11 protein-coding genes are annotated in these 13,411 nt (G+C 33.4%); 3 read left to right on the forward strand and 8 right to left on the reverse strand.

The window, feature by feature from the left end; genetic code table 11:
* Nucleotides 1-43 precede the first annotated feature (43 nt).
* Both BN349_RS15795 and argH read right to left on the reverse strand, forming a co-directional pair.
* Nucleotides 44-991, reverse strand: coding sequence for an N-acetylglucosamine kinase (locus BN349_RS15795; RefSeq protein WP_019243304.1), 948 nt, complete (start codon nt 989-991; stop codon nt 44-46).
* Between the two features lies 1 nt (nt 992).
* The gene (argH, locus tag BN349_RS15800; RefSeq protein WP_019243305.1) at nt 993-2,507 is read right to left on the reverse strand and encodes an argininosuccinate lyase; all 1,515 of its coding nucleotides are present in this window, start codon (nt 2,505-2,507) and stop codon (nt 993-995) included.
* 364 nt (nt 2,508-2,871) lie between these two features.
* Between argH and BN349_RS15805 the strand changes: the two genes are divergently transcribed.
* Nucleotides 2,872-4,155 (forward strand): dicarboxylate/amino acid:cation symporter, encoded by a 1,284-nt coding sequence (locus BN349_RS15805; protein WP_425457687.1) that lies wholly within the window; start codon nt 2,872-2,874, stop codon nt 4,153-4,155.
* 188 nt (nt 4,156-4,343) lie between these two features.
* Here the strand turns inward: BN349_RS15805 and BN349_RS15810 are convergent, their stop codons facing one another.
* Nucleotides 4,344-5,432 carry an SDR family oxidoreductase gene (locus BN349_RS15810; protein ID WP_019243307.1) on the reverse strand — a complete coding sequence of 363 codons (1,089 nt, stop codon included), beginning with the start codon at nt 5,430-5,432 and terminating at the stop codon, nt 4,344-4,346.
* A 326-nt stretch (nt 5,433-5,758) separates the two neighbouring features.
* Here BN349_RS15810 and BN349_RS15815 point away from each other — a divergent pair, with 326 nt between their 5' ends.
* On the forward strand, nt 5,759-6,379 hold the full coding sequence (locus BN349_RS15815) for a DedA family protein (protein WP_019243308.1): 621 nt from the start codon (nt 5,759-5,761) through the stop codon (nt 6,377-6,379).
* Between the two features lie 99 nt (nt 6,380-6,478).
* Here the strand turns inward: BN349_RS15815 and BN349_RS15820 are convergent, their stop codons facing one another.
* Both BN349_RS15820 and BN349_RS15825 read right to left on the reverse strand, forming a co-directional pair.
* Nucleotides 6,479-8,773, reverse strand: coding sequence for a sensor histidine kinase (locus BN349_RS15820; RefSeq protein WP_019243309.1), 2,295 nt, complete (start codon nt 8,771-8,773; stop codon nt 6,479-6,481).
* Nucleotides 8,751-9,443 (reverse strand): response regulator transcription factor, encoded by a 693-nt coding sequence (locus BN349_RS15825; RefSeq protein WP_019243310.1) that lies wholly within the window; start codon nt 9,441-9,443, stop codon nt 8,751-8,753. The genes BN349_RS15820 and BN349_RS15825 overlap by 23 nt, the downstream gene beginning before the upstream one ends.
* 376 nt (nt 9,444-9,819) lie before the next feature.
* Between BN349_RS15825 and BN349_RS15830 the strand changes: the two genes are divergently transcribed.
* Entirely contained in the window at nt 9,820-10,674 is an 855-nt protein-coding gene (locus tag BN349_RS15830; RefSeq protein WP_019243311.1) for a formate/nitrite transporter family protein, read from the forward strand.
* A 91-nt stretch (nt 10,675-10,765) separates the two neighbouring features.
* Here the strand turns inward: BN349_RS15830 and BN349_RS15835 are convergent, their stop codons facing one another.
* Genes BN349_RS15835 through BN349_RS15845 form a run of 3 tightly spaced genes read right to left on the reverse strand, consistent with a single transcriptional unit; the run spans nt 10,766 to nt 13,400 of the window.
* Nucleotides 10,766-11,902 (reverse strand): hypothetical protein, encoded by a 1,137-nt coding sequence (locus tag BN349_RS15835; RefSeq protein WP_019243312.1) that lies wholly within the window; start codon nt 11,900-11,902, stop codon nt 10,766-10,768.
* A gap of 14 nt (nt 11,903-11,916) precedes the next feature.
* Nucleotides 11,917-12,714 (reverse strand): hypothetical protein, encoded by a 798-nt coding sequence (locus BN349_RS15840; RefSeq protein ID WP_019243313.1) that lies wholly within the window; start codon nt 12,712-12,714, stop codon nt 11,917-11,919.
* Entirely contained in the window at nt 12,711-13,400 is a 690-nt protein-coding gene (locus BN349_RS15845) for an ABC transporter ATP-binding protein (protein WP_019243314.1), read from the reverse strand. Before BN349_RS15845 ends, BN349_RS15840 begins: the two co-directional genes overlap by 4 nt.
* Nucleotides 13,401-13,411: the final 11 nt, after the last annotated feature.

A 13,411-nucleotide genomic window follows, 5' to 3' on the forward strand; every position in this document is an offset into this window, starting at 1 on the left:
ATAAAAAAGCTGTGACTTTTTTATCGCCCTTCTTTGTATAACACTACATGAGTCCGCGCCTAATAATATATGAAATAGGTTCCTCTTTAACAAATGAAAATTCTACATGGACTATTTCTTTTTGAATAAGTTGAATGACTTTTTGCTGAACAAAATCATTATTTTGCAAAATTCCCCCCTGCAATATGATTCGCCACTGACAGTTAACTATTTGTAACTTTGATAAACCCGTAATCAGTAACTCAGCTAATTGCTCACTAGCCTGTAATAAAATTTTTTCACTAATCTTGTCACCACTAAGAGCAGCTTTATGAACTATGACAGCAAGATTGGCTACTTTTTTTACCGAAAAATGTGAACTATACATCCAATCACATAATTCCTCTGCTGAATCAAAATCAAAATGCCTTAAGAGTAGTGTATATAATTCACTTTTTTGTTCCCTTCCATCATGCATCCTCATTGCTATTTGGATGGCCTGCATACCAATCCAATATCCACTTCCTTCATCCCCTAAAAGATGCCCCCACCCACCTACTCGCACAATATGACCTTTTCCATCATGTGCATAAACAATTGAGCCCGTACCAGCAATCATCAATCCTCCAGGACATTGTCCTGTTGCTCCAAGCATAGCAGAAAGACAGTCATTTTCTACGTATAATGTTTCTACTTCAATAGACAGATTCTTCAAAGCTTCTTCAACGATTGTTTTAGCTATTCCTTCATCTCGCTCTGTATCAATCCCTGCTATAGCAAATACTGCTCTTTCTATTCTTCTATTATCCCATTCATTCATCTCCGTGTTGTTAATGGCTTCCTCAATCGCTACTTGTAAAGACTGTTTTGCTCTCTCTTCCCCCACTCCATGATAATTACTTGCACCAGCCTTACCTCTTCCAATAATCTTTCCTGTACAATCTGTTAATACAGCAAGTGTTTTCGTGCCACCACCATCAATAGCAAGTAAAGGGTACATCTTTTGCTTCATGCTATATCATCCATTTCTCAATTATATTTTCCACTTCAGTGTATGCCTCTTCTAATAAACTCCACCTATATTGTAACCATTCCTCCCATTGTAACTGCTCTTCTAAACATCGCTCTATTGCCATATTCATGCTAGCCGGACTTGGACCACCTTCAATTACACGAATATTGACAAAGTGCTCTGGACTCAATGATTTGTTGAATTGCTCTTCCGTTAATGATGATGGTTTTCCAATAATAAGCGTAAACTGTTCATTAACAATTTTTAAAGTTAGATCCTTCAATGAAGATTTATCGCTGTTCATAGCCTTTTTCACCGATGAACTTACAACATGATGAGCTTGTCGAAATGAAATTCCATCTTTTCTAACAAGAGTATCTGCAAGTTCCGTTACATTAGCAAAGCTTTCTTGCGCTCGTTTTAGTAAGATTGTTCGATTGACAGTCATAGTTCCTAATATACAAGCTAATAGTTGATAAATCCCTTGTAGTTTATCAATTGCTCTCCACAGATAAGGCTGTAAGTCATCTTCCGTATCAACAATATCTCCAAAAGGTGTATTATGAATCATCAACGTAACCGTTTGAGTGTCCCCTACTACGCTTGATAGCAATGCACGAAGATGCTCAAGACTAACTGGATTACGCTTTTGAGGCATAATTGAGCTGATTTGCACATATGGATCCGCTAACTTAAATGCACCAAATTCTTGTGTTCCCCATAATAAGAAATCTTGAATAGAACGACCAAGATTTAGTGCTGCTAGTTGAACAGTTGTTGCTATTTCGGCTAAATAATCTGCACCTGAAACCGCATCCCAAGCATTATGGATAATCGTATCAAAACCTAATAATTCCTTCATTCGATTCCGATTTATATGAAATCCTGAAGTTGTTAAAGCAGCCGCTCCCATACTACTTCTATTAACATTTTCATATGCTGATAATATACGTTCAATATCTCTTGTTAATAAATCTGTCATCGCATTTAAATAGTGCGCGAGTGTTGTCGGCTGTGCTTGTTGCGTATGCGTATAGCCAATCATTATGGTATCTTTATGCTCCACCGTTAAACTAATTAAGCAGCTTCTTAATTTCAATGCTTCTTCTAAAAGAAATAACAGCTTTTCTCTAAGTGTCATTCGATATATAGCAATCCCCATATCATTACGACTTCTGGCAATATGGAGATTTCCTGCGATATCTCCAGCATGCTGTAGCAATTGACCTTCTAATTGAAAAAACAAATCTTCAAACTGTGGATTATATTCACTCTTTTGTATTGTTTCTATATCTATAGAACGAATTGCTAAGCAAATTTTCCTTGCGTCTGCTTCATCCATCAATTTTTGTTCTACAAGCATAATAAGATGGGCATAATTAATTTGTAATATGTGCTCTGTCAATTTGTATTTAGCTTCATTAAAAGCAGGTTTTAAAACCATTTCAGTATAAGACTTTGATGGGAATTTTCCCCCTTCTTGTTCTTCTATTTGCTGTTTAAGTGATTTTTTCACTTTTAACACTCCAATCTTTTAAGACCAAACGAGGTAAGCTTCATGTTACTAATAGCTGTCTTTATTTATGGACTCTGTTAAATTTTATGGTTTATACTGGTCAAAAACGCTCGCTACGTTCACTTGGGGATCTCACTTGAACTACTCTTTCAGCAGAAATCTTGCTATTTTTTCGATACATGTTAAAAATCAACATCGAGGTATAACAGAGCCTATTTATAAAAAAATGTAAATTTTTATTCTTCCTAATAGCACTTTATTACAACAAAACAAAGAAGGTTCATTTATTAACTCTGCAACTTTCGCCTATTTTAAGATATAATATTATTTTAGAAAACTTATTACATACAACGTTATGGATAAAATGTATAGAAAGGCAGGAATAATTGTGAGGAAATTTTTTAACAGTTATAAAATAACTCTCCTTTTATTACTCGGAATTATCATTGGTGGAATAGCAGGTGTCATTTTCGGACCTGAAGCAGCAGTTGTTAAACCACTTGGGGATTTATTTTTAAATCTCATGTTTATGCTCATTGTTCCGCTCGTGTTTTTTAGCATAGCTTCAGCCATCGCAAACATGACAGAAATGAAACGTCTAGGAAAAATTATGGGAAGTACAGTTCTAGTATTCCTTTGTACAGCGATAATAGCCGCTATTTTAGGAGTAATCGGTGTAGCTATTATGAATCCTCTTGAAGGAACAGATACTACAGCTATTAAAGAATTGATGACTTCTAGTGAACCTGTTGAGCAAGCAACTGAAGAAGTAACATTTTTAGGTCAACTTGTTAAAACATTTACTGTGACTGATTTTTCATTATTGCTTTCAAAAAGTAATATGTTGCAATTAATTATTTTCTCTATCCTTTTCGGGCTAGCAACAGCATTTATAAAGGAAAAAGGAGCACCAATTGCTTCATTCTTATCTTCTGGAACTGCGGTAATGATGAAAATGGTATCATTTATTATGTATTATGCTCCAATCGGACTTGGGTGTTATTTTGCATCCGTAGTTGGTGATCTAGGAACTTCCATCTTAGAAGGGTATGCTCGTACCTTTATTTTATACTTAGTTATCACAATCATATATTTTGTTGGATTTTTTACTCTATACGCTTTCTTTGCAGGTGGAAAGTTAGGCGTAAAAGTATTCTGGAAGAACGCTTTACCTCCTTCTGTTACGGCAATCGCAACATGTTCAAGTGCAGCTTCTATTCCAGTAAATCTAGCTTCAACTCAAAAAATGGGCGTACCTACCGATATATCTGAAACAGTGATTCCACTAGGAGCTAACACACATAAAGATGGATCCGTTTTAGGTGGAGTAATGAAGATTGTTTTTCTTTTCGCTCTTTTCGGAAAAGATCTAACTAGTGTATCAAGTATCTTAAGTATCATCGCTGTTTCGTTCTTAGTAGGTGCTGTAATGGGCGCCATTCCAGGTGGAGGTATGATTGGGGAGATGCTTATTTTAAGTGTATTCGGATTCCCACCAGAAACATTGCCAATCATCGCTGTCATTTCTACCATTATTGATGCACCAGCAACATTATTAAATAGCACAGGAAATACAGTATGTGCCATGATGATTACACGTTTAGTAGAAGGAAAAGATTGGCTAAAACGAACCGTTTTACCGTCTTAAAAAGGAAAAACTGTATATATACAAAGAAGAAGATGTCTAAAAAGAGTAAAATTTATTTAATGGACATTTTCTTACATCGTTATGTGGTTTTCAAACTCGGCCTTCTCTCAGGCCAATTTATAAAATAAAGCATAGGGGTCTCTGAACAGTGATAAACATCACTGTTCAGAGACCCCTTGTAATTTCTATCATTGAATCGGCACTTGGAATTTAGGATTGTTTTGATGCTTTAAATAAAATTGAACCATTGCAGGTACGCCTTTTTTAAAGTCTGGGCATGCAATATCGGCTTCTAATAAATCGCGTTTGGCATGGGTACAATCAAAGTTTCCTTTCCATGTAAAATAATCAATTGTTTCTTGCTCCGTATGAAGAAATTTTCGAACTGGAGCAAAAGAAAGACCCATCTTACACAATGAAAGTGGAATCATTCCTTTAGGCTTTTGTTTGTACATGGCTTCTGTAAACATTTCATAAATTTCTGTTGCACTATACGGATTTGGATCTGTTAGATGATATGTTTTTCCTTCGCCACCTTCATATAGAGCTAGAAATGATACGGCCTCAATAATATAATCCACGGGAACAAGATTAATTTTCGAGTTTGAACGTCCTATGTAAGGTTTAAATGGCAAGAAGGCAATAGCTCTTAACGTATTTAAAATAAAGTATGGCCCGTCAAATTTAATCGTTTCTCCTGTTTCAGAATGCCCTTTTACAATGCCCGGCCGAATAATAGTAATGGGAATTTCATTCTTTAGCTGCTCGACTAAAACCTCCGCTTCAAATTTTGTTTCTTCATAAAAATTTTTAAAAGATGTAGGTCTAATTAATTCTGTTTCTAATAATGTGCCTTCTCTTGTTCCAGCCACATAAGCAGTACTAAAATAAATATATCTTTTTAGATTAGGAAGTGTTTTTACCCAATCGTTCACATTCTTAGTACCTACTACATTTACTTCATATGCAATATCCTTCGGCACCGCTAAATCATAGATTGCCGCTAAATGAAAGACGTGAGTTATCTTCTCAACAGCGATATAATCTACAATATGTAATCCTTCTTTTGTAATATCACCTATAATCACTTGCAAAGAACCTTGTTCTAGTTGCATCTCTCTTTCTATTTCAATAGCTTCTTTCTTTGCTATATCTTCCTGTGAAGGCAACACTAATAAAAAAGCACTTTCAAACATGTTATCTCTACGAATCATCCCTTTAATTAGCCTGGTAGCTAAAAAGCCAGGAAATCCTGTAAAAAAATAGGTATGCTTCATTCAGTTATCCCCTTTATACTCGTTTTATAATTTGTTTATATATTCTATAAAACAGGAAAAAATCCTCTACTAGAAAAACAAGTACACTTAAATTTACCACATGCTAACTTTTTCTAATCTTTCTTTAATGTATTTATGACATACTATTTTCATTATTAGGTAGCTATAAACAGGAGATTACTGATTTTCCTGGAAAAAGAGAAAGAATCATGAATAGAAATCTATAACATATAATAAGGTTTATAGTACAAGCTCAAAATAGGAAAGTATAAGTTGCCTAATAATGCCTGCAATATGCATGCTTTACACAAAAGGAGCGGTCTTACATGGAAAGTTGGATAATTAATTTAATGGAGCAATACGGCTATTGGGGAATATTTTTTTTAATAGCGCTAGAGAATATCTTTCCTCCTATTCCCTCAGAAGTTATCCTTACCTTTGGTGGCTTTATGACGCATCATAGTAATCACTTAAGTATCGTCGGTGTTATAGGCTTTGCTACAGCTGGCTCAGTCATTGGAGCAATCATTTTATATGGAATAGGATTATTACTGGATGTAAAACGACTTGAAAAAATCATTGATCGTTATGGTCGTATTTTAAGATTAACAAAGGAAGACATCCATCGAGCAGATGCTTGGTTTGATAAATATGGTATTTGGACAGTATTATTTTGTCGACTAATCCCTCTCATTCGAAGCTTAATTTCTATCCCAGCTGGGATGTCTAATATGAATTTCGGTTTATTCTTATTATTTACTACTATCGGTTCATTGATATGGAACACGATCTTAGTAAACGTCGGTAATGCAGTGGGATCTAACTGGCATGATATTGTAAGCTATATGGACATCTTTTCTAATATTGTTTACATTCTACTTATCATTTTATTTATTCTCGTTATCATCTGGTATATGAAAAAGCGTCAGTCACGCAAAAATATGTAACTCTTCTTAAAGAAGTTTGCTGCAATATACAATAAAACGACAAAAAGAGAAAGGGCATCTCAGAAGTGCTTGAAAATCACTTTTGAGATGCCCTTTTTACTATTTTCTTAAAACAATCGTTACTTTAAATAAATCTCCATCCACATCTATGTCCATTTCACCCTCATGTAAATCAATAATCGATTTAGCAATAGCCAATCCTAATCCTGATCCTTCAGTATGTCGAGACTGATCTCCTCTTTTGAATCGCTCAAATAACTCATCAACATTATCTCCCAGTTCAAATTGAGAAACATTTTTAAAAGTTATTTCAATAGTATCTGGTCGATTTTTCACTCCAATATATACTCGCGAATGAGGTAAAGAATATTTCAATATATTCCCAATTAAATTATCAAATACTCTCCATAGCTTTTGACCATCCACTACTGCTTCAATTGGCTGATCATCATTACTTACTCTAAAATGCAAATCTGAAGTTGCAATTTTTTCATCATGCTCTGCTAATGCTTGTTGTAACAATTGTACAATATCAACCTTACTTTTTGTCAGCTCAATATTCCCTGTTGCCATTTTAGATGCTTCAAATAAATCATCAATCAAGACTTTTAATCGCTTTGATTTACGATCAATAATTTCTATATAGCTATTTCGATCTTCTTCTGATAAATCATTTGATTTCAGTAAGTCTGCATACGTTATAATGGATGTTAATGGTGTACGTAAATCATGGCTAACATTTGTTATAAGCTCTGTTTTTAACCGTTCACTTTTCACTTGTTCACGTTGCGAAACCTTCACACCTTGTTTAAGCTTATTCACATCTTCTGCAAACGCCTTAAACGATGATATACCTTTAATGGATACATCCTCCACACTTCTTCCTTCAACAATCCCTCTGACATTTTGTGCGATTTTATTTACATCGCCAAATTGCTTCAATATCAATATAATAACAGGGAGTCCAATTGTTACTACCATAAATAAATATAGTATAACAAGTTCAATGTGCCCTAAAACAAATGCTAGCATTAAACCAAAGCCCATGAAAAAAACAACCACTAAAAGAATCAATAATTGTATTCCTGCTTTTCGGTTTATAAAGGCTTGCTTTAGTGCAGATGCAAGTTTATAAAGTAAACTATCGTTTAACTCCTGATCAAAACCTCTTACTCTCACTTTATTCGCTGTTAAAATAGCCTGCAAAAGTAACAATGAAAGTAGAATAGTCGACCAGCCTAAGCCGAATATCATATTTTTGGTGAAATAATAAATATTATCATAACCATTATTAAAATAAAGTCCATGGAATGAGCTAGATAAAAAGGCCGCTGTTACAAATAGAAAAACCAATCTAATATCAAATGGTATTTTCTCATAGCCTTTCCACTCTAATTTATGCCATACATTACATTTTATTTTCGTCTTGTATAGCCAGATGACTACAAAAACCATCAATAGTCCAATAAATAAGAAAACAAAATACATCATTTGAATTTCTTTATACGAACTTGCATTTTGAATAATATAATTATTTGATGGTGCATCTTTGTTGATACCGATAAATCCTTTAAAAGAATGTCCTTCATTTGAAGCTACAGCTTTTTCAAGTTCTGAGCTAATCGTTTTCGTCTCATTATTTACAATAGATTCCTGATTAAATAAAGCATTAGAACTAGAATATTTGTTGTCACTCGATAAATAGTAATGCAAATAATCCTCATTGATTTGCAATAAATCTTTGTTTTTTCCACCGTATTCCTGTAGAAACATCATATTCTTATTCGTAAAATATTGGTTAACATTTTTAGAGGCTGTACTATTCAAAGATGTATATACTTTATCCGTAGAAGTATCTACTAGATAATACTCAAATATATGATTATTTGGTATATTATTATGACCGTTTTTATACCCCGCATATGCTTCCTCAATAGCTGCTTCTTTTTCTGCAATAATCTTTTTACGTACATGCTCATCATCTGTAAAATTTTTGGTGATATCCGCTATTTTGGAATCACGTTCTTTGCGATAAATTTCCGCAACTTCATTATTTCCACCTTGTTTGGCGGTCGTTATTTTATCCTCGTACTGGGCTTTAATGTTACTTATTTGCTCATCTAAGCTACCATATTGATATCTATGCTGTTCAATTTCATCACTTGTGACAACGATGTTTTTCTTCATTTCTGCTAAATTAAGATCCATTAATTTAAATGCTCGTAACTGAGATAAATATTCTGTAAATTCCGATTGGAAAGCAGTTGTTTTAAAATAACTACTTTTCAAAAGATTATTTCCTGTTGAAAAGATGGACAGTAAACTACAACAACCGAAACTAAAGATTAACAAAATAATGAAGATGATTTTGTTACTTTTCCATTTTGTATCCAATACCCCACACCACCTTTAAATACCTTGGATTCTTCGGGTCTATTTCAATTTTCTCGCGAATTTTTCTAATGTGAACTGCTACTGTATTCTCAGCATTATAACTTGGTTCTTTCCAAACAAGTTCATAAATTTCATTAATTGAAAATACTCGCCCAGCATTTTTCATTAGTAACTCTACTATTTTGTATTCAATAGGAGTTAGCTTCACTGCTTCACCATTAATACATACTTGTTTTGCATCTTCGTCTAAAGTTAACCCATGAAGGTCAATCTGCTTTGTCGCCCCCTCATATGTTCCAAGTGTTACATATCTTCGAAGCTGAGATTTTACTCTAGCAATTAATTCAAGTGGATTAAAAGGCTTTGTTACATAGTCATCAGCTCCAATTTGGAGCCCCAAAACCTTATCACTGTCTTCACTTTTGGCACTTAAAATGATAATAGGAATATTTTGCTTTTCACGTATCTTAAATGTAGTTGAAATACCGTCCATTTTCGGCATCATTATATCCAATAAAATTAAGTGTATAGTGTGTTCATGCAGTTTTTCTAATGCCTCAATTCCATCAGCCGCTTTAATAACATTTAAACCTTCATTTTTCAAATATATTTCAATTCCATCACGGATCTCTTGTTCATCATCAACAACTAAAACATTAAATGTAGTCATAATAATCAGCCTCCTTCCAAAAAGTATATCATCTGTCATCTATAGTTAATAATATAGCCTATATTTCTTAATGTAGATGTGGGGAAAATCTTAAGAATTTCTTAAATCACCTAGAACTGAAAACGATTTCATAAAAATATCGTGATTGTCAAGTATAAGCAACCGGTAAGTTTATCCAACTATGTAACTACAGCAATAAAAATGCTATGATTAGGTGTACTTTTGGTTTTATTAAATTGAATCAGGCCATCTTCCTTTTATTGTATTGTGCTCATTCCTTATTTCATGCTCATACATTCACATGAAATTTGTACATAAATGGATGTTTATATGGCTACAATAACAAAAACAACATAGATTTGCAGCGGGAGGTACTATGGAAAAGACAGCCTTATATGAAGTACAGAAATTAGCCTTAAAAAAAGAAAAAGTATTTGATCAAAGCATTATTAAATACCTTTTACGTGCTATTCTTGCTAGTGCATTTATCGGATTTGGCGTAATCATTGCTTTTAAAACAGGGAACTTATTTTATGCAGATAATCATAACCCATTAGCCTATCCATTTGCAGCACTTACTTTTGGATCAGCCATTATCTTAATCGCATATGGTGGTGGAGACTTATTTACAGGTAACACTTTTTATTTCACATACACTGCACTTAACGGAAAACTAAAATGGTTGAAAGTTCTTCAAATGTGGTGTGCAACTTATGCTGGGAATATTATTGGAGCTGTTGCCTTCGCATTTTTCATTTATGCTACTGGATTATTCGATTCTCCAGCCATTAACGGCTACTTAATGAGTGTTGTTGAAGGAAAAATGAACGCTTCTACTATGGAATTATTTTTCCGAGCTATCCTTTGTAACTGGTTAGTTTGTTTAGCTTTCTACATTCCAATGACATTAAAAGGTGATGGTCCAAAGTTATTTACGATGATGTTATTCGTATTCGGGTTTTTCATCTCTGGTTATGAGCACAGTATCGCCAATATGAGCTCATTCGCAGTTGCTTTAGTAGTTGAGCACCCAGATACAATATCATTTGGAAAAGCCATTCATAACTTAATTCCTGTCACACTTGGAAATATTATCGGTGGTGCATTATTCATGGGTGTATTCTATAACTATGTAAGTGGTTCAGGCGCATCAGATGAAGATGAAGCAGGACAAAGTGAGAATACAGCTGACGTCATTCATATGGTTGAAAAAACTCAAGAAAATCGCTAATTAAAAATAAACAATAAACAGAGCTCATATCCTAACAGCCGCTATGCTTTGAAAGGATATGAGCTTTTATTATATGCTCATCTTTTCTAAATTAAATCGAAATGTAGTCAGCAATAAAGTCAGTCGAAGCTTCCTTGCCATTTTGAATTTTCCCTTGAAAAGTTTCTTTAAACTCTTTTAAATCATAAACGATTAGATGATGTTGCCTTTTATTCGAGCCTCGCTCCGTAAAAACCACTAATTTATTGTTTTTCTTTTCTATCCATATGTTTGAGAAATCTTTTAGTAGATTATTTTGTGTTAATTGTTTGTCCTGATTTATTTCAAGATCATATTCATATAATATTCCTGAGGTACTAGAAACATAATATATTTTGTTATCTCTCATATAAATATCATTATTGTATGCGTCTCCTAAGATTTTTTCATTTTTCAACATCTTTCCGTTCTTTACATTAATGATATATAAATCCTTTTGAGATTGTCCCTCTTTGGAGATTAAAAATGGAAGATACTTTTCACTTGATACCATATTATTTATAGAAGTATTATCTATAAATGTAAAGTAATCTTGTGTACTACTTGAAAATAGCTCTTTACTGCTTACGATTTTTTGTTTTTTCAAATTCACAAATATTTGTACAATTTTTTGTTTTTCTTGCCCCTCCAATGACAAAATAATATTGATGTTTTGATTATCAAGCTCGATATTTTGAATGTTTGAGATTTGGTATTTTATGTTATTTTCGGGTAATTCAACTATGAAATCCCATGATTTGTTTTGTACTTTATCAAATACGTCAATTTTCAAACCATCCACAATTTGTTTCTCATGATTAAATACATCCATTCCATACAGTATAAATAAATGGTCTTCATATAGATTTTCAACATCCCCTTTATCACGCATAAATGACTTATTATCTGTTTGAAGTCGTTTTAATGTTTCGTTAGCGCGGCCATAATCATGTATGATTAGTTTATTAAACATGTTACTTTGAGAGTAATCTGTCATCTTAGAGGAAATATTCATATTGTAATAAATCGCCCGACTAAATCCGTTACCGTAAATATTCAAATCTACAATTTCATTTGGATTTCCACTTTCTGTAACGATACGATACTTGAGTCTCTTTTCAGACGAAATCGTTTGAAGAGTATAAAAAAATACAATACCAAATACACATACTATTGATAATAAAATGGTCCAACTATATCTTTTCATCATATACGCTTCCCTTCTTACACCCATATTTTCTTTTTCATTAGATAGTAACTTAGGAAAAGCGATGCAAACACAATCAGCGCTATTACCATTATTTGAAGGGCAACATATTCACTTTCATATAAAGGAAGCACAAAGTTATGTAGCAAAGCCGGGAATAAAAGTAAAAATAGACAAACCGAAAGAAAAAGGACAGAGAAAAAGATACCTTTTAAACGAAAGCTTCTCTCCAACAAAATAACTGTAAATACTACTATCACTCCTGCAATACCTATTCCATAATAAAGAAGAAAGTCTGTAGCGTTTAACGGAATCAGCAAGTCAAATAAATCAGAACTCTCCCATAACCACTGCACCAACGTTATATCCATCCTAAATTGGGTAGGTAAGATGGCTTGAAAAATCGTTTTTAACAGAGGATATAGCGCTAATTGAGTTACTAAACACCCCAAAATAAATAATACTATCGAGGATAGTTTCGCTAAATATATGGTCATTCGGTTAAAGGGGAGTAACAGCAGCTGGAAGGCAAATGTATTTTTGCTAAACCATTCTCGATACCATGTAAAAAAAACATACAATACTAAAATAGCTATACATAGTGTAGGAGCTAATTCAAAAAAAGAAGACGATGTAAGATAAGACAAAGTTAATGGTTCTCCCCCATAATTGCCAGCTTCTATCAAGCCTTTATAATACAAAGATTCATAGGTTACAAAGCCACACTCCATAACAACCACGACACTTAATAAAGCAACATATATTTTCCAGAATCGTTTTATTTCAAAATCAACCAGTTTAAGATAATTACTCATCCACCTAGCACCTCTCTCATCTTATCGATGACTGATTTTCCTTCTTCCATTCGAACTTCTTCTGTATAAAAATCTTGAACAATCATTCCATCATCCAAAATGATTACCCGATCAATTAAATGTTCTACTTCATCTACTTCATGCGTTGTTAATAGCACTCCTCTTCCCTCAATGAAAGGGGAAGAAAATAGCTCCCGTATTTTCTCTTTTGAAAATAAATCAATTCCCGAAAAAGGTTCATCTAGTAAGATGTAATCTGTATTTAATGACAAGCCGATTATTAAATTTACCTTTGCAGCATTCCCTTTTGATAAGTCGCCAATATTTTGTTCTTCCTTCATCGAAAAAAAGGTTAGTAGTTCCTGAGCACGCTCACCACTCCACCTAGGATAGAAGTCATTCATAAATTGAAAGGCTTGTTTAATTTTCATACTAGATAACATCGTCATATGATCAGGAACGAATGATACATTATCACTACGCTTTTTCTTCACACTAATACCATCAATCGTAATATCACCATTAGTGAAAGGAGTTAATCCAAGTATGCTTTTCAATGTTGTCGACTTCCCCGTGCCATTTAGTCCAATCAAACATGTTATTTCGTCTTTTTTAACTGTAAATGAAACATCCTTCAAAACTTTTTTTAATCGAAAAGATTTTGAAATCCCTTTAACTTCAATCACTATTCTTCCTC

Source organism: Bacillus sp. AP8, assembly GCF_000321185.1.
In the GTDB taxonomy this organism is placed as follows: Bacteria; Bacillota; Bacilli; order Bacillales; family DSM-1321; genus Bacillus_AD; species Bacillus_AD massilioanorexius.